Annotated in this window: 14 protein-coding genes and 1 pseudogene; 11 read left to right on the plus strand and 4 right to left on the minus strand. The window is 49.3% G+C overall.

The genetic code is table 11. The annotated features are described in order from the left end of the window. The first annotated feature begins 720 nt into the window (after positions 1–720). From WCC56_RS09290 to WCC56_RS09300, 3 genes are all read left to right on the plus strand, one after another. The gene (locus WCC56_RS09290) at positions 721–1,179 is read left to right on the plus strand and encodes a (2Fe-2S)-binding protein (protein WP_424692102.1); all 459 of its coding nucleotides are present in this window, start codon (positions 721–723) and stop codon (positions 1,177–1,179) included. Next, entirely contained in the window at positions 1,176–3,446 is a 2,271-nt protein-coding gene (locus WCC56_RS09295; RefSeq protein WP_424692103.1) for a molybdopterin cofactor-binding domain-containing protein, read from the plus strand. Before WCC56_RS09290 ends, WCC56_RS09295 begins: the two co-directional genes overlap by 4 nt. 242 nt (positions 3,447–3,688) lie before the next feature. Continuing rightward, positions 3,689–4,813 carry a c-type cytochrome gene (locus tag WCC56_RS09300; RefSeq protein ID WP_424692104.1) on the plus strand — a complete coding sequence of 375 codons (1,125 nt, stop codon included), beginning with the start codon at positions 3,689–3,691 and terminating at the stop codon, positions 4,811–4,813. 89 nt (positions 4,814–4,902) lie between these two features. Here WCC56_RS09300 and WCC56_RS09305 read toward each other — a convergent pair whose 3' ends face one another. Then, the gene (locus WCC56_RS09305; protein ID WP_424692105.1) at positions 4,903–5,514 is read right to left on the minus strand and encodes a dTMP kinase; all 612 of its coding nucleotides are present in this window, start codon (positions 5,512–5,514) and stop codon (positions 4,903–4,905) included. Positions 5,515–5,932: 418 nt separating this feature from the next. Between WCC56_RS09305 and WCC56_RS09310 the strand changes: the two genes are divergently transcribed. Next, on the plus strand, positions 5,933–6,172 hold the full coding sequence (locus WCC56_RS09310) for a hypothetical protein (protein WP_424692106.1): 240 nt from the start codon (positions 5,933–5,935) through the stop codon (positions 6,170–6,172). Positions 6,173–6,338: 166 nt separating this feature from the next. Here WCC56_RS09310 and WCC56_RS09315 read toward each other — a convergent pair whose 3' ends face one another. Continuing rightward, positions 6,339–7,241 (minus strand): LysR family transcriptional regulator, encoded by a 903-nt coding sequence (locus WCC56_RS09315; RefSeq protein ID WP_424692107.1) that lies wholly within the window; start codon positions 7,239–7,241, stop codon positions 6,339–6,341. Positions 7,242–7,359: 118 nt separating this feature from the next. On the opposite strand from WCC56_RS09315, the gene WCC56_RS09320 reads away from it, so the two are divergent. The 6 genes from WCC56_RS09320 to WCC56_RS09345 all read left to right on the plus strand — a co-directional run bounded on the left by WCC56_RS09320 (position 7,360) and on the right by WCC56_RS09345 (position 13,999). After that, a complete protein-coding gene (locus WCC56_RS09320) occupies positions 7,360–8,085 on the plus strand; it encodes an SDR family NAD(P)-dependent oxidoreductase (RefSeq protein ID WP_424692108.1) in 726 nt (241 codons plus the stop codon). A 237-nt stretch (positions 8,086–8,322) separates the two neighbouring features. Then, positions 8,323–9,750 (plus strand): DUF1254 domain-containing protein, encoded by a 1,428-nt coding sequence (locus WCC56_RS09325; RefSeq protein WP_424692109.1) that lies wholly within the window; start codon positions 8,323–8,325, stop codon positions 9,748–9,750. 71 nt (positions 9,751–9,821) lie between these two features. Beyond that, the gene (locus tag WCC56_RS09330; protein WP_424692110.1) at positions 9,822–11,288 is read left to right on the plus strand and encodes a DUF1254 domain-containing protein; all 1,467 of its coding nucleotides are present in this window, start codon (positions 9,822–9,824) and stop codon (positions 11,286–11,288) included. Between the two features lie 70 nt (positions 11,289–11,358). Further along, the gene (locus WCC56_RS09335) at positions 11,359–12,441 is read left to right on the plus strand and encodes a DUF1254 domain-containing protein (protein WP_424692111.1); all 1,083 of its coding nucleotides are present in this window, start codon (positions 11,359–11,361) and stop codon (positions 12,439–12,441) included. A gap of 66 nt (positions 12,442–12,507) precedes the next feature. Further along, a complete protein-coding gene (locus WCC56_RS09340) occupies positions 12,508–13,296 on the plus strand; it encodes a hypothetical protein (protein WP_424692112.1) in 789 nt (262 codons plus the stop codon). Positions 13,297–13,810: 514 nt separating this feature from the next. Continuing rightward, on the plus strand, positions 13,811–13,999 hold the full coding sequence (locus tag WCC56_RS09345) for a hypothetical protein (RefSeq protein ID WP_424692113.1): 189 nt from the start codon (positions 13,811–13,813) through the stop codon (positions 13,997–13,999). A 166-nt stretch (positions 14,000–14,165) separates the two neighbouring features. On the opposite strand, the gene WCC56_RS09350 is transcribed toward WCC56_RS09345, so the two are convergent. Together WCC56_RS09350 and WCC56_RS09355 are read right to left on the minus strand one after the other, a co-directional pair. Continuing rightward, complete coding sequence (locus tag WCC56_RS09350) at positions 14,166–15,419, minus strand: DUF2254 domain-containing protein (RefSeq protein ID WP_424692114.1); 1,254 nt, start codon at positions 15,417–15,419, stop codon at positions 14,166–14,168. A gap of 331 nt (positions 15,420–15,750) precedes the next feature. After that, the gene (locus WCC56_RS09355; RefSeq protein ID WP_424692115.1) at positions 15,751–16,134 is read right to left on the minus strand and encodes a hypothetical protein; all 384 of its coding nucleotides are present in this window, start codon (positions 16,132–16,134) and stop codon (positions 15,751–15,753) included. Positions 16,135–16,908: 774 nt separating this feature from the next. Between WCC56_RS09355 and WCC56_RS09360 the strand changes: the two are divergent. Further along, positions 16,909–17,075 (plus strand): annotated as a pseudogene (locus WCC56_RS09360) (ASCH domain-containing protein); the annotation flags it as partial.

The raw sequence follows: 17,075 nt of genomic DNA on the forward strand, positions 1-17,075 counted from the left end.
TTCATAACCTGTATATCGATATTCTGCACTTATGGTTGCCCTAATGATGACTATGACGAATTGAGCTACAGTGATTCACTGCATGGGTAGATGAAGGGGCATTAAATGCAATATTCAAAAAAAAGCCATTGCTCATCTCTAAACAAGTGAATCTTCTTCACCAGGGAAATAAATTACAATAATGCTTAAAAATAAAATCATAAAGGTGCATTTTTTCATTAACGTTATGAGCGATATTCACTAATAGTCAGGTGGGCTATTTATCTGATTGAAAGCAAAGGTAATTTACATTTTTACGTGTAAAGTTAGCCATTATGTCATTAAACTAATAACTGCTATTAGATAAACTTATTTATCACTTTGTGATTTGATTGTTAGAATCATTTTTGATAATGAGAGTATCAATCAGAAATCGTTCCTGAATCCCAACATTCGCGTAACCAGATAACTTGCACTTGTTCATTGTCATTCATTTGCTGATGATCTCTTTGCAAATCAGGGAATGGCTGCAGGGCCTATCCTTGCCTCCGTTTTTTTGTTCTAACCAGCCTCCTGACTGCCCCTTTTTCAGGCCGTTTCGACCCAATAATCTATGCCAGTCATTACAATCGAGCCCATTTAGACATTTTTTGTTCTTTTCTTCAACCAGACAAGAACTGACTGAAGCAGTGATAATTATCACACAATTTAAAATACATCCTGAGCAGGTACTGGAGAGTTATGGAACTTCTGATAAATAACCGAACCGTTGAGGTCGATGCTGAGAGTGACACCCCATTATTGTGGGTAATCAGAGACGACCTGGGGATGACGGGAACCAAATATGGCTGCGGTCTGTCGCAATGTGGAGCCTGCTCGGTCATGGTCAATGGCCAGCTAGTTCGATCTTGTGTCACGCCGATTGACCAACTTGTGGGCAAAAACATCACCACCATTGAAGCTATTGAAGCAGATGAGATGGGTAAACGTGTGGTCGCTGCATGGGTTAAACATCAGGTTCCACAATGTGGATATTGCCAGTCTGGACAGGTTATTGCGGCTACCGCGCTGTTAAAGCAAGTGGCTCATCCTTCTGATGCCGAGATAGCCGCAGCAATGGTCAATCTTTGTCGCTGCGGGACTTACAATGCGATTAGCGCCGCTATTCATGAAGTCGCTGAAGATAAGGACAGAGCATGAAACCTTTTTCTGACCTCTTTTCGTCCACATTATCCTCAATGGAAGAGGGGCAAGCCGCAAATCTGTCGCGGCGGCGATTTCTCATCGCCTCTGCTGGCACCGCGGTAGGCGCTTTGGTGTTGGGGTTTGGTCTACCTGTCGGTCAGGCTCGAGCTCAGGGGGCCGCAGCTACTGTTGCCCGGGGAACACGAGTTCCAGCATTTTTGGAAATTCGTCCTGATAACACGATACGTTTTCTTTGCCCATTTGTGGAAGGCGGCCAGGGGATCTTCACCGGCATGGCGCAAATAGTCGGGGAAGAACTCGATGCCGATCCGGCGGTCTTTATTGTAGAAAATGCGCCCGCAGGTGCTGAATATACGGTGATGGATATTGGTATTCGCATCACGGGTGGCAGCATGTCTGTTCGTATGAGCTATAACACGATGCGCAGGCTTGGGGCACTGGCCCGACAGATGTTGCTTCAGGCTGCTTCAGCAGAATGGAATATTCCATTAGCTTCACTCATTACCGAGCCAGGAAAAGTGATCGATCCCGCCTCAGGTCGATCGTTAACTTATGGTCAACTCGCCCCGAAAGCAATGGATCTCCCTGTCCCAGACCCAGCCTCAGTCAAATTAAAAGACCCTTCCCAATTTCGCTGGATCGGCAAGCCAGTCCCGCGGGTAGATATGCACATTAAATCCACGGGACAGGCAATCTACAGTATTGATTGCAAAGTGGATAACATGCTCCATGCGGCAGTTCAGCACGCTCCCCGTATTGGCTTGTTGGTGGGAGACATCCATAACGAAGCCCAGATTAGTGCCATGAAGGGGGTCCATTCCGTTCACCGTCTGCCGGGTGCGGTGGCGGTGGTAGCTGAACGCTGGTGGCACGCCAAACGCGCAGCTGAAGCACTCCAGATAGCCTGGAACGAACCCGCTGAAGACGCCCGCGATCGGTATATGCCTGCCGATTTTTCATCAGATAAATTTGCTGAGGAGTTGGGAAAAGAGCCTGGAGCAGGGGATGATGCTGAGGTAAAAGGGCATGCAGCTGAGGCAATGAGCAAGGCAGCAACCAAGATACAGGCACTTTATCATTCACAATATCTAAACCATGCGCAATTGGAACCGCCATCAGCCCTGGCCCGTTTCAATGCCGATGGCACATTAGAGTTATGGATGCCTAATCAGGCTCCTGAGATGTTCCAGGCCGACGCGGCTAAACGCACCGGGCTGCCCCCGGAAAAAATCTTTATCCACTCCCCACTTTTAGGGGGCTTCTTTGGCAGACACTTTGTGTATGACACGGCAATGGTCCATCCCCAGGCCATTGCCCTGGCTAAGGCCGTTGGACGTCCTGTTAAAGTGATTTGGAGCCGCGAAGAGGAGTTTCTCCGCGACACCCGCCGTCCTATGGCTGCGGTTCGTTTCAATGCCGGACTTGATGAAGCCGGTTATCCCGTGGCGCTTGAGGTTGTCAGTATTACCGAAGGCCCAACGGAAGGTATTGCGGGTAAACGGGGTGAAAAACTGGATGAAACAGCCGTAGAAGGGTTAACCCACAAGGCCTATGCCATCCCGAATCTGCGTGTCGCCCAGATTTATAAAAAAGGGCCTGTTCAGGTCGGCTATTGGCGTTCTGTCGGAAACTCGATGAATGATTTCCTGTATGAAAGTTTCCTGGATGAAATAGCCGATGCCGGGAAAAAAGATCCTCTCGAGTTACGCCTTCATTTGTTACAGGGTAATCAACGCCTGACCACGCTGCTTAATGCGGTTGTGGAGTTATCAGGGGGATGGAAACCGGGTCCTTTCACAGCACCAGATGGCTCTAAGCGCGCAAGGGGAATTGCCATGGCTTCTCCTTTCGGGACAGAAGCTGCCGCTATTGCTGAAGTGTCCATCGTTAATGGCAAGGTAAAGGTTCACGACATTTGGGAAGCAATCGATCCCGGTAGCATTGTGAACCCGGCAATTATAGAGGCTCAGGTCAACAGCGCTGTGGCACTGGGTTTATCCCAGGTATTAGTGGAAGAAAGTGTTTTCGAACAAGGTCAGCCTGTCGCGCGTAACTATGACCTTTATCCTATTCTGACACCCTCGGAGATGGCTAAAGTCCATGTGAAAATTATTGAAAGTGGTGAAAAAATGGGGGGGATTGGTGAACCTCCTCTCCCTGCTATTCCTCCTGCAGTGGCCAATGCCGTGTTCAGGCTGACCGGCAAGCGTATCCGTAGCATGCCGCTGTCCCGTCACGACTTCACTGATTCGATGAGCTGAGATTGAGGAATAACAACATGACAAAACGCAGGATCGTGACGGTTTTACTCCTCTTGCTGGCAATAATTAGTGGCTATTTGTATTGGGCGCTCAGATTGCCAGTCTCTCATTTTGCAACCAGTGAAAAGTTGGATGCTCCCACTGCTGAGATGCTCAAACAGGGAGAATACGTTGCAAGGCTAAGCGATTGTGTTGCTTGCCACAGTATTCCTGAGGGGGCACCCTTTTCCGGTGGGTTGAAGATGGCCACGCCAGTAGGCAATATCTACACCACCAATATTACACCGGACAACGAGACGGGTATTGGCAACTATACTCTGGCTGATTTTGATCGGGCGGTAAGAAAGGGTGTGGCAAAAGACGGGCACAGATTGTATCCCGCTATGCCTTACCCTTCGTACGTTAAACTCAGCGATGCTGATATTCGCGCGTTGTACGCCTGGTTTAAACATGACGTGAAGGCTGTTCATCAGGAAAATAAACCCAGTGATATTCCATGGCCATTAAATATGCGTTGGCCGCTCGCCTTCTGGAATTCTCTTTTCACTGTTACTGGACCGCGTGAGCAAAAGCCTGAACAGAATGAACAGTGGAACCGGGGTGCCTATCTGGTAGAAGGACCAGGTCACTGCGGGAGTTGTCATACTCCGCGCGGCCTGGCGTTTAATGAGAAGGGGCTTGATGACAGCAGTCAACACTTCCTTGCTGGAGCTTCCCTTGATGGTTGGTATGCCCCCAGTTTACGTGGAGACAGTAATACCGGACTATCCCGTTGGAGCGAAGATGACCTGTTTACCTTCCTGAAAACAGGGCGTAATCAGCATGGTGTGGTATTTGGATCAATGGCTGATGTCTTTAATAACTCGACTCAATATATGAGTGATGAGGATCTTAGAGCTATAGCGCATTATCTTAAGTCTTTACCCGCCGGGAGCAATAATCAGCAGCAAACCTGGCATTATGATGAGGCCAAACCCGGTACGTTGACCCTGGCTGACCGCATTAAAACGCCAGGTGCTCAGACATTTATGGCGCGTTGTAGCAGCTGTCATGGTGCTGATGGTAAGGGGCAGGCTCCCTGGATCCCACCGCTGGCAGGTGCCACATCGATGCTGATTGATGACTCGTCATCAATCAATGTCACGCTTAATGGCTCTGCAAGGGTGGTGTCTGCTGGAATGCCTGATGCTTTCCGTATGCCTGCATTCCGTAAGCAGCTCTCTGATCAGGAAATGGCTGATGTGTTGAGTTTTATCCGCACGTCATGGGGTAACACGGGAGCGCCAGTCAAACCGGAGAAGGTCAAAGATTTGCGAGAGAAAACGGACCCGGCTAGCAGCAACGTTATTATTCTGCAGATGCGATAGTTCTACAAAGACCTACCTGGAAAGGTAGGTCTTTGCCTTCCCATAACGCCAGAGGCGGAAGCTGCGCCCGCAAAACCGATCTCTGTGGGTCATCCATGCACTTTGTAGATTTCAGAAATCACCTGCATCGTTGCGTCTTCGATCGTTCCTTCATTGCGGCATAACACCCAGCCGTGATTGACAATTTCTCGCTCGAAAGCCTCAGTACAAGCAACATGCTCTTCCAGCTTGTGAATCACCGTACTTCTTAGCCCGCAAGGTCGGGCCGCTGCTCTCGCCCATGAAATGTCAGGCGCTGTAACAACCCCGACATGCAGGTCTGGCGTTCGCACGTTTCGTTCACTATTAAGCTGTAAGATCGCGCTAAAGGGAACCATCCGCCGAAACGCGGCATCCGACGGGTACCAGCGATCCATCAAGATAATGCTGTTCGGAGGCTGTTTGGTCAGCACGTGCTGGGAAATCCAGGCACGGCTCTCAGCCAGGCGCTCACAAATCTCCCATTCCAACGCCAGGGAAGGAGATCTGGCAAATTTGTTCACGAGGGCCATTGTTTCTCCCCTGAAGGGGTCACTTTTTTTCTCGCTAAGGCGGATCACCTTCTTATTGTCCGCCCTTAGTGCTTTCGCGATGGCCTCCAACAGGGTGGTTTTACCTGCGCCCTTGGGCCCATCCAGAGACACAAACAGTGGGCGACTCATTCTGTAAACGAAGAGTGATAAAGGGTTTTGATAAAGCTCAAATCTGGCAATAGCATCTTACTTCCTTCGTATTAATCGCTGACCCTCCTCTTGTCAGGCCGAGCCGCTTAAGACCTCAACAAGAAACGAGGGTACTTATAAACAGACCCTGAAGAACATTCAAGCACCTTCTCTGACTGAAAATGATAAAAGCTATTTATTATAACAAGTTATGGGGATTACCGATCGGTGATGACACTGTGCAGTGTAGTTTCAGGCAACCGCCTGGAAAAGGTAAAAAGCCGAGGTTGAGCCGGTTCTGGAGCTTGATGACGGTACGCTTATCGCGGAGTGTACCGCTATCACGCAGTATCTGGATGCGCTGGAGCCGTCATGCAGTCTGACCGGTAAAACTCCAGCAGATAAGGGCACCATTCATATGATGACGAAGCGCGCTGAAATTGAGTTCCTGGATGCAGTAAGCGTGTATTTCCATCACGCCACGCCAGGATTAGGACCTGAGGTTGAACTTTATCAGAACCCGGAGTGGGGTAACCGTATGCGAGATAAGGCTGTCAGGGGAATGTATTACTTTAACCGCATACTGCAAACGCAGCCTTATGTTGCCGGTGATACTTTCTCAATGGCGGATATCGCGGTAATCGGTGGCATACCCTGAATCACCACAAAGTGTTGCTCATAGGGTGTGAATGACTAAATCTGACGCAAAGCGGTCTGAAACGCGAGCCAAGGCCTCCAATGCGCGATAACCTGCCACAACCAGTCAAAAAAGAGGTGCACCCGTTTGCCGGGGTCAATATCAACTGGCGAAACTGCTGCCGCAGTCAATCGAGCGGATCAGGTATTGACTGTACCTCTCTCAGAAAATCCACAAAAGCGCGCAGAGGTGCTGACATAAAGCGGCTGGGGAAGTAGAGCCAGGGACCTTCAAATTCGGGCCACCAGTCCGGAAGCACAGGCTGCAGTTCACCCGTCGTAAAGCAGGGCTGCAGCCAGTTTTCAAAGATGGCGATAATGCCCTGACCCTTTTTTGCCAGCTCAATCGCTCCGGAAGCGCCATTCACGCCTATAGTCAGGCGACCAGCAGGGTTGACGTTGACTGTTTCCCCGTTGCGTTCAAATTCCCAGGGGATCAGCGTGCCGCTGGAATACTTAAGGCGGATGCAGTGATGTTCGGCCAATGCCTTCGGGTGAACGGGAAGACCGCGCGAAGCAAGGTAGCCGGGTGCCGCCGCGAGAGCCAGACGCTGGCGGCGCGGGCCGACAGGAACGGCAATACTGTCCCGGGCCAGATGTTCGCCATAGCGTATGCCCGCATCGCAGCCTTCCGCCGTGGCATCAACAAGGCGATCGTCCACCATAATCTCTACCCGTAGCAACGGATGGCGATCGAGGAATTGCTCCAGCAGGGGTGGCAGAATATCGACCATTACCGCGCCCGTCACGTTCAGCCTGAGCAGGCCGCGCACCTCGCGTTGAGAACTTGCCACGTCATTCATCACCGATCTCATTTCGCTCAGCAGAGGCGTCATGCGATCGGCCAGCATCACGCCGGCTTCGGTGGGCGTTACGCTGCGGGTTGTGCGGATAAACAGCGGAACGCCCAGGCTCACTTCCAGCGCGGTGACCCTTTCACTGACCGTTGAGGGTGCCAGGCCTAAGGTCTTAGCTGCGGCCCGGAAACCCTGACCTCTGAACACGGCAAGAAATATCGCGACATCATCCATATCCACTTCCGTTATTGTTCGCTTTTCCGAACAACGTATTCGTATTGTGACCTCTTATCAAGCGGTTCTGAGTGATTTATAACTCAGATACACCTGCATAAATCACTGAGGCAACGCCATGAAGAAGAGATCAGTATTAATTACCGGCGCAAACAAAAGTATTGGCTTTGAAACGGCCAGAGAGATGGGGAAATTGGGATTTAAGGTCTGGCTGGGTTGCCGCGATGCGGCGCGCGGTAAGGATGCGGTCAGCCTGCTACTGTCGGAAGGTATTGAAGTGCGGCAGACTATCATTGACGTGACGAATCAGGAAAGTATTGATGCGGTCGTCGGGCAGATAAATTCAGAAGATGGAAAACTTGATGTGCTAATCAACAATGCGGGGATTCTCGGAACCTGTCCCATCGCGCCAGAGGCGCAAAGCATCAGCGATATAATGACAGTTTATAACACCAACGTTTTTGGCGTCATCAGGGTAACGCAGGCTTTTCTGCCGCTACTCAAATTGGGCGAGGAAACCCGGATAATCATGGTCAGCAGCGGACTGGGATCACTGGAATGGGTATCTGATAAATCGCATCCCTACTCTAAGGTAGCGGCATTGGGTTACACCAGTTCAAAAACGGCGTTAAATGGCGTTACGGTGGCGTTTGCCAATGCACTTTCTGAGTGTGGCATCAGCGTAAACGCAGTTGACCCGGGATACACGGCCACCGATTTTAACGGACATACCGGTCACCAAACAGTATCCGAGGCGGCAAGAGGGATCGCCTGGCTCGCTGCTGAAGCATCCCAGACAATCACCGCAGGATTCTTTTTCGATGGAGAGCGCGTACCCTGGTGAATCTCGTCAAATGGAAGCATTCCACCTGCCTGGATGTGGCAGGTGGCTTGAAAGGTTGCGTCAGAGCGCATGTCGTGTCACGCGCAGTCGGTTTTCAAACAATCTTTATATATTTCATAACGTAATTTTTTATTTCCTCTACTATAAAATTAGCTAATTTGACTTATATCGTGAGGATGTATGGGGAAAAAGTTAATTTTTTCAATAATTTGTGCCTCGCTGTGCGTATCTTCACCTGTGTTAGCTCAAGACTCGACTGCACCGCAATCGCCACTGATTAAACAACTCAATAATGGTAACTGGTTACCGCAGGATGAAGCCCAAAATCTGAGTAATGAGTTGTATTACCAGGATGCTGTTCAGGCTTACATCTCATCATTGCCTTTACTCAATACAATCGGCTTACGGGATGGTTCTGAAGCCGCTTTTGGCAGTGGTTATAATGTGTTGCCGATCTGGAAAGAGCGTATGGACAGCCGCGCGGTGGTGCCGACACCCAATGGCGATGTGATCTATTCCATGAGCTACCTGGACCTTAAAAAAACCGGGCCTCTGGTGGTAAAAGCACCTGCCAATGTCATTGGTATGTTTACCGACTTCTTCCAGAGAACGATTACTGACGTGGGCTCTGTAGGCCCTGACCGCGCGCGCGGGGGACTTTACCTGTTGCTGCCACCAGATTATGAGGGGCCGGTACCACAGGGTTATTTTGCATTCAAATCATCGACCTATAACGTTTTTCTGTTCTTCCGTACCATCATGGGCAAAGGAGAGGGCAAACCTGATCCCGCCCCAGCGGTGAAGAATGCCGAAACAACCCGCATCTATCCATTATGGGATGTTGAAAAAGACGTTAAGCCTATGCAGTTCCCCGATGCCAGCGGCAAACGTGTCACTATGATGTACCCGGTTGATGACCAATTCTGGCAAAAGCTGAAAACCTTCGTCGATTACGAGCCCCTCACCGCCATTCCTGAAGATACCCGAAGTGCATTATTGAGTATTGGCATCGTTAAAGGTAAGCCGTTCACGCCAACAGACAAAGAGAAAGAGCTGCTGAAAAAGGCCGTAGAAACGGCGCCGAAGATGATCCTCGCCCGTCGTCAGTCAGGGCGTGACGATCAACGGCAACTCTATTATAAAGACCGCCAGTATGAGAACTCCTGGGCGGGTGCCACGGCAGAATGGATGCAATACGGCACGCTGGATAAAAATCAACGCGCCGCCTTCTTCCAGATAGCTTACTCAAGCGCATCAGCAATGGTCATGCACACCACCGGCGCAGGTTCCAAATACCCTTACACCGCCCGTGATAAGGAGGGCAAGTTCCTTGAGGGTGGAAAAACCTATAAGTTGCACCTGCCGCCAAACCCACCGGCCTCACTTTTCTGGGCCATCACCGCCTACAACATCACTGACGGTACGATGCCGGAAACGGATCAACTCCTTCCTTCTACCAACGGGTATTACGACATTCCAAAAAATCAGGATGGTTCGATTGATATCTGGTTTGGACCGGCTAAACCTGAAGGCGTGAATGATAACGCGTTTATTAAAACGATCTCAGGCCGTAACTTCCTCGTAGCCCTGCGCCTGTATGGCACAGGTGATGCGTTTTACGATCAGAGCTGGGTCCCTGATGATGTGGTGCAGGTCACTAAGTAATGGCTCAAAGGGTGTCAGGTTCTGGCTGCTGTTTGAGCCTGACACATTCACTTTTGATGAAGGTAACGTTCATGAAAATAAAGTCTCTCTCTTTAGTGATAGCCTCACTGGTTATCAGTGCTGGCATATCAGCTCAAACCGCTCCGTTGACCATTGCACATCCCACTCGGTTTGATCAGCTTTCCCTGCCGGCCTCAGGCGTCAACATGCCAGAAGCCTATGTAAAAGCCCTCGCGCAGCAGGCTTACATCTGGGGGTATCCAATGGTGAACCAGTTCAACCGCCGAATGACAATTACTCAGGCTCCCTATCCGGCATTGAGCGGCGGCATGGTTCCCGTTGCGCCAATGGGGCAGCTCAGTATGTTGACGGATTACATTAAGCCGGAGGAAACCTTCGTCACCTGTCCCAACCAGGATGTGGTGTATGGTCTGGGCTTTTATGAGCTGGATAAAGAGCCGGTGGTAATCCAGGTGCCTGACTTCGGAGACCGATTCTGGGTATACGCCATCTATGATGCGCGTACCGATCAAATCGGTAATGTCGGAAAACCCTACGGCACTAAGCCAGGCTTCTATTTACTGGTAGGGCCAGACTGGGAAGGAAAGACACCTAAAGGAATAACAGGAGTCATCCGTTCTTCCACAGAGATGGCGAACATGATCCCTCGTGTGCAGATGGATGATACCAAAGAAGAACGTGTGGCTATTCAGCCCTCAATCCGCGAAATCATGTCTTATCCTCTCAGCCAGTTTGACGGAAAAATGAAATCCTTTGACTACTCGACCTTGCCTGCTGTTGGTGACAAGCCTGACCCGGATGCCGGAGAAGTGCATTGGGTGGTGCCGGATAAGTTCTTCGATCAGCTGGATAATGTACTCAAAAAAGTCCCTCCGCTGCCGGGGGAGCAGGCCATGTATGCGCAGTATCGTCATCTGGTCGATGCGGGTAAACGCGACCCACAAATTCGTAAGTGGATGAATGAAGCCGCTGATCAAACTGATAAAACCGTCATCGCTGATTTCTTCAAATGGAAAAATAATGGGGTGCCGGCAGGCAACGGCTGGAACCGTTCCAAAAACAATGCGGCGTTTGGGATTGATTATTACAACCGGACCGGCACGTCAAAATCGAACATGTTCGATAACAAGCCGGATGAAACGCAATATTTCTACACTGACAACGATGCAGGTGAAGTGCAGTTAGACGGAAAGCAAAGCTATACCGTCACCTTTGCAAAAGGGCAATTGCCGCCGGTTAAGGGATTCTGGTCTCTCACCTTGTATAACCAGCGTCATCTGTTTAGTCCAAATGAGCTTAACCGCTTCTCACTCGGGACCAAGAACAAAGACCTGAAGTTTAACGCTGATGGGTCTCTCACTCTCTATATCAGTCACAGCTCGCCTGGTGCGGATAAACAAACCAACTGGCTACCTTCACCTGATGGGACATTCTCTCTTTATATTCGTGCCTATTGGGGTGAAAAACCGATCCTGGATGGCAGCTGGCAGCCGCCGAAAATTGAAAAATCCCACTAACGATAATTAGCCGGCAAGCGCAACTGCCATTCCGGCTGTATTTGTATTATGACACGTGAAATGGATACCTATGAAAAAGTTAATCTGTTTTAGCTTGCTGGCATTATCGGTTACACAGGCTTATGCCGCTGCACCCGCGAGTCTTGAAAAAGCAAGAGCGTTGGAAGCTGAGGCCAGTGATAAGAATGTCAGCGTCACCAAAGACAACTTTGCCTTTGTGATGCTGGATCTTGCGATGAATGAAGAAGTGAAACATGGCGCGACCAATAAGTTTTATCACCACCGTATGCCGATGGAAATCGACAAGCAACCTGCGGTGTTGATGAATCGCGATACGCTGTATTCGTTTGCCATTATTGATGCTTCTCACGGCGCAACGGTCACGTTACCTGAAGGGGATGGACGGTATTTCTCGCTTCATGTGATGGACCACGACCACATAACAGAGAATGTTTTCTACGGCGCCGGTGACTATAAGATTGACCCGCAGAAATCGACCCGCTTTGTCGTTTTAAACGTCCGTACCCAGGTCAATCCCAACGATCCTGCAGATATCGCGAAGGCGCATAAGATTCAGGATGAGTACAGGGTGACGTTCCCGCAGGGCTATACACCAGAAGCCTTTAAGGTAACGGACTGGAACAAAGCTGAATTGAAAACACTTCAGGAGCACTACAGAAGTGTGGCAGACAAACGTGGCGTAAGTAAAACAATGGGGCCCCGTGATGCGTATCCTCAGGAAGACGTGAATGTAGGTGCAGGTGTGGCTACGGGCTTGTTACCCGATAAGGATGCCTGGTATTCCTTCAATAATTACAAGGTCAGCAAAGCACTCTGCTACACCGCCACCTATTCCGTGCCCGGAATGACAAAACCCGATCTCGGCTTTTATTCAATGACGATATATGGAGAAGACCTTTATCTGCATACCGAAAAAGGCTCCAGTCTTTCAAATAAAGAGCTGAAGCTTAATCCTGACGGTAAGTCATTCACCCTGCATTACGGCACGCCTGAAACCTGCGGAAAGGATGCGCCAAATCTCCTTATTGCGCCTTCGGATAACTGGACGCTTGCGTTGCGTGTCTACTTCCCTGCTCAGGATATCCAGGATAATACCTACAAGCTTCCACAGCCTGTCCCGGTTAATAAGTGAGTTCAGAGGACCAGCCTTCATGCTGGTTTATCTGTGATTCTGGCAAAGCTTTAAGAGGTAAATATGATGAATAAGACGATACTTTTTTCTCTGTTAGCAGGGATGGTTGCCTCGGGTGGTGCTTATGCAGCAGGTGAGACAGGGGGTGCAGCTCAGGCGAATAACCCGCTGGCCAACATGACCGCTTTTAACATGCAGAACTATTACATTGGGGATGTCAGCGGTACGGATAAAGACGCCAATCAGTTCTGGCTCCGCTTTGCTCAGCCCTTCTCAATAGATGAAAGCAACTGGATCCTGCGTGCCTCCTTACCCGTAAATACCTATCCGATAGCGCCAACCGGCGGCCATCAGACTGGCGTGGGCGATCTTAATCTTTTCACCGCCTATCTGATTGATACCGGTAATCCCGCGGTGAGTTTCGGTTTCGGCCCGCAACTGACGGCGCCCACCGCCTCACGGGATGCGCTGGGAAGTGAAAAATGGTCAGGCGGCCTGGTCAACGTTCTGTTTAATGCCAGCTCACCAAAAATTCAGTATGGCTACCTTGCCTCATGGCAGCACAGCTTTGCCGGGGAAGATGACCGCGCGAATGTAAATATTGCGGCCTTCCAGCCTTTTGTTTTCTATCAGCTGGGCGGGGGAACTTATCTTCGTGCCGCACCTATCTGGAACTATAACTTTCAGAATGACAGTTATGGCGTACCGCTGGGGTTAGGTGTCGGACAGGTTATCAAGCAGGGTAAAACCGTCTATAACTTCTTCGTAGAGCCCCAGGGCTCGGTTGCAGATGATGGTCCGGGCCAGCCCCGCTGGCAGATCTTCTTTGGGCTTAATTTGCAGTTCCTGAACTGAGAGTTTATTAACACCTGTCACTTCACAACCCGGCAGCACACCTAGAGTGTGTGAGAAGTTTCACCAGAACGACAAGTGGCCGCATACTGCTGGGGTAGCCTATGAGGAGCCGTTTAGAAAACGGAAAATATCCTGCGCGGCCTGTTTTTTAAGCAGTTATGACAGGCAGCTTTGAGCGAAGAGCAGGCTGGCTTTTTTGAAAAATCTATTTCTTTAGATCCCAGTTTTGGTAGCAGTCGTTGATATCTCGGGGTAACGCCAGCATCAGCTTGGGAATGGCCGCCTGCTCGAAAAGCTTCAAGTGGTGAAGGCGATTTTTAGGCGCTACATACATGATGTATTTTAGCATTTCCCATGTCACATTCTCCCTTCCGGTGTTGAGTCCACTGATTCTAGGGTTTAACGAGTAACATCGACGTAGGTCGGTTTTGTCAGGGAAGGTTCTGCGGTTGCCACTGATGCCGGAAAAGTGATTGAAGAGATAATACTGTCTATCAACGGCGTTTCTTCCGTGATGAGCGAAATTTCTTTGGCGTCAGGCGAACAGACTCAGGGGATTATGCAGGTGAACGTCGCCGTCAGTCAGATGGAAAGCGTTACCCAACAGAATGCTTCACTGGTAGAGGAAGCCTCTGCAGCCACTCAGGCGCTTGCCGATCAGGCCCGTGGCCTCAAGCAGATGGTTCAGATCTTTACCGTCTAAGGATATGGACTCCATATTCTCCGGTACGCGACCGTCAGTGCCGTTTAGTCGTGGGAATGTGGCACAGGGGGCTGAAGAGCACCTGTTCCTTCCCTTACCTCCAAATGTTCCTCCGATATCGTATTTCTGTGAGGACACATGGGTAAGGGAGGGAAATTTAATGCGGTTAGGGGAATAAATTGCGATAGGTTTCGAGAATAAGTTTGTTATCAGAATCGATGTGATTTTCCCTTTCAATATAATGTAACGCTTCCCGGGCATGAGCATTCGCTGTAGAAGCGTAGAATTCGGGCCGCGCATGACTCAGCATTGCCAGTCCTTTCAGCAGTCTTATCTGGATTTCTCGCATTGCAGCTCCATCACGCGCGATCGGTGAGAAAAAATCGTCAAGAAGATCACTCGTGGATAGCGGGGCAATATGTATGGCAGGATAACGAACTTTACCGTTCTCTGCATATTGGTTTCCATAAACCGTAAGGACTCTGACCCCGCGACCAATAACATCAATGGCTGTTCCAGGATCATTTACTGCAGGAGAAAGTGCCCGGCAGGCAATTTCAGCCATTACGCTCAGGCAGAATCTGGGGTCCTGATTAAACGACCTCACATCTGACACACTCAGTGCAGACAGTAATTCAGAATAAATCGTACTGTTCGCATTACTGGTTACATACATCACAGGTTGAGAAGGATGAACGAAACTGCCGGGTTGCCCGATGAGATAAACGTTGACCTGACTGCCTGTCAAGAAAGAGGCCAGCTTCCCAATATCAATATGCTCAATATAACCGATACATTCTGGACAAACGGCCACCGTTCCTGCCGGCTGAGTATCGCACTTCAGCCAGGGGGATGCCCCCAGGCACGGATTCTGCGCACGCGCGTTAAATGTTGCCAAAGCAGCCTGCTCAACTTTGGCGGTCGTTTCACCGACCCTGCCTAGTGCGGTTAAATGCTGTATCCAACGGAGTAGCGTTAATACAATAAGTACAATAACTACGAGGGTCACCGCGAATAAAATAATGCGTCCTCTCCCTCCATAGGCTCCCATATGAAGTGCAATAATGCCCACCAGGCTAAACAGAAAAGAACCTATGAACGTCGCCAGGACATTCTGGGTTGTGGCATCCTCCACAACCAACCGGGTTGCCCGGGGGGTAACGTTTGTCGTGGCTGAGCCATATGCAGTGACCATAATACTCAGAGAAAAAGTCGTCACCGCAAGCATGCTGGAGGCCAATATGTTCAGAATACTGTCTACAGCTTCCGCACCGACCTTCATTGAAAAGGAAAGCGGTATCATTGATTTAAAGAATATTGATATCAGTGCGGTAACAATAGCTGCTAATGCAAACAGTGTCGCCCTGAACCAGATTTTCTTATATATCTTTTCCATTATCCATTGCCATCGTGAAATCATTATCCTTCCCGTTATTTCTTATCATAAAAATAGAGTCACCGGCCACATCATCGATGTTTTTGTATCAAGCTCAGGACAAAAAGATGTTTGTTAAAAATTTCAATTCAATATTATCAGTTGTATCCCTACTGCTGATTCTAGCTCATTTCCACCTTGGCCAGTTTTTTTGTCAGAGGGTGACAGGCGAAGCAGACCCGCCTTGTTGATCCGGGCGATGCAACGTACTGGAGGGTAAACGGCAGAACCACCCGTATTGAACATCACATTTGGTTGCACACCCCCGCAGAAACGCGTTCAGCTCGTTTCTGCCGTGAGATGGCCGTTTACGGCACTATCCAAAGCATGACCGTATCCTGCGGATGACAGTGTAAGAATGCTCCGGAACCGGCCCGGACAGGGTGACAAAGACCCAATGACCGGCTTTTAGCCCGCTGCCTATGGCTTTGAATTTTTCATTGTCTTCAGGTTGTATCTGCGGGAATATCATCAGCGGCCGCTTTTCGTCCTCTTCAAAATACCGCAGGATCCCACCTAATTTTTGGTCTGCTGTTATGCCATCCAGGGCGCTTACCATAACGATCGCTGGTCCCTTTCTAATACACAGACCGGCCAAAGATCGGTCGTCGTTTAAGGTGGGGGAGGACAATTCACCGGAGAGTGATAACATCCAAATATGGCTGTCCGGCGTATTCGAGGCTGCGTTTTGGGTGTTCATATTTATTAACCTATTTCACCTTTATAATCAGAGCACGGTTGGCCTGGGTGTTGCCATGTATGATTTATTCCTGTCATTAACAGTGAACAGGAATTGTTTCAATTTTATTACGCAGACATATGAAATAATTTCCTGTTGTATAATATAGACTTAATTAATAAGAGGGGATTTATATATCTATAATGCATGTTCTGTATGTTTATTTAACGTCACAGGACAGCCTGCGGAAGGAAAAGGGTCATAAACCATTAAATTTATTATAATACGTTCTGTATGCGATAACATATTCTTAATCTTAGAATGGACGAATGCGTTGGTTATTCTGACCTAAACACCTGAGGTTAGGGTAAGTAAAAATAATCAGATAAAAAAATTTAATCGAGCGGTACCACTCGTGCATATTCTTCAACTCACCGCCAGTCAGAGCGCACATTTCTGCTTCTGGCACCAAACGGCCAGTCTCATCAAGCGCTGGGTCCACTAAGAGCGAAGGGCGGACGTTGTTGTCTCATATATACTTCAACATTCGTTTACATGTACGTTCCCACCGCTCATGATTTAGCTATCAAAAAAATTGCCATTAATATGACATGAGAACATGACAATACTGATTTTGACCCCGATACTACTTGGGGTGATTAGCTCTAATACAAAGTGGTTCAGCGTCGACAACAAGATAAAAGTTTGACTAACGTCCGCTCCTGGCACTAAGCGGGCCCCATCATCTTGTGCTAAAGTCAACCGCTAACCTATTATTGTAGGGGCTTTTTTGGGATGGATACAGTTGAAGCTTTGAAGGCGAAATACCCGAAAGCCCAGGCAGGGTCATTCGGCGACAATGCCGATATGGCTAACGAGCTTGCAGACTTGGTAGTGAAAGGGATTAAAACCGCATCATGCTGTTCTCTGGCCTCTTTTCAGGCAGCAGAATCGGTAACAAG

Origin of the sequence: Erwinia sp., assembly GCF_049696395.1 — a bacterium.
Lineage (GTDB): Bacteria > Pseudomonadota > Gammaproteobacteria > Enterobacterales > Enterobacteriaceae > Erwinia.

Bases quoted from the DNA above. Each gene is read 5' to 3' on its own strand.
- WCC56_RS09320 (WP_424692108.1), top strand. From the start codon at position 7,360: ATGAAGAAGAGATCAGTATTAATTACCGGCGCAAACAAAAGTATTGGC.
- WCC56_RS09355 (WP_424692115.1), bottom strand. From the start codon at position 16,134: ATGAACACCCAAAACGCAGCCTCGAATACGCCGGACAGCCATATTTGG.
- WCC56_RS09335 (WP_424692111.1), top strand. From the start codon at position 11,359: ATGAAAAAGTTAATCTGTTTTAGCTTGCTGGCATTATCGGTTACACAG.
- WCC56_RS09290 (WP_424692102.1), top strand. From the start codon at position 721: ATGGAACTTCTGATAAATAACCGAACCGTTGAGGTCGATGCTGAGAGT.
- WCC56_RS09300 (WP_424692104.1), top strand. From the start codon at position 3,689: ATGGCCACGCCAGTAGGCAATATCTACACCACCAATATTACACCGGAC.
- WCC56_RS09350 (WP_424692114.1), bottom strand. From the start codon at position 15,419: ATGATTTCACGATGGCAATGGATAATGGAAAAGATATATAAGAAAATC.
- WCC56_RS09345 (WP_424692113.1), top strand. From the start codon at position 13,811: ATGAGCGAAATTTCTTTGGCGTCAGGCGAACAGACTCAGGGGATTATG.
- WCC56_RS09330 (WP_424692110.1), top strand. From the start codon at position 9,822: ATGAAAATAAAGTCTCTCTCTTTAGTGATAGCCTCACTGGTTATCAGT.
- WCC56_RS09340 (WP_424692112.1), top strand. From the start codon at position 12,508: ATGAATAAGACGATACTTTTTTCTCTGTTAGCAGGGATGGTTGCCTCG.
- WCC56_RS09305 (WP_424692105.1), bottom strand. From the start codon at position 5,514: ATGAGTCGCCCACTGTTTGTGTCTCTGGATGGGCCCAAGGGCGCAGGT.
- WCC56_RS09310 (WP_424692106.1), top strand. From the start codon at position 5,933: ATGATGACGAAGCGCGCTGAAATTGAGTTCCTGGATGCAGTAAGCGTG.
- WCC56_RS09295 (WP_424692103.1), top strand. From the start codon at position 1,176: ATGAAACCTTTTTCTGACCTCTTTTCGTCCACATTATCCTCAATGGAA.
- WCC56_RS09315 (WP_424692107.1), bottom strand. From the start codon at position 7,241: ATGGATGATGTCGCGATATTTCTTGCCGTGTTCAGAGGTCAGGGTTTC.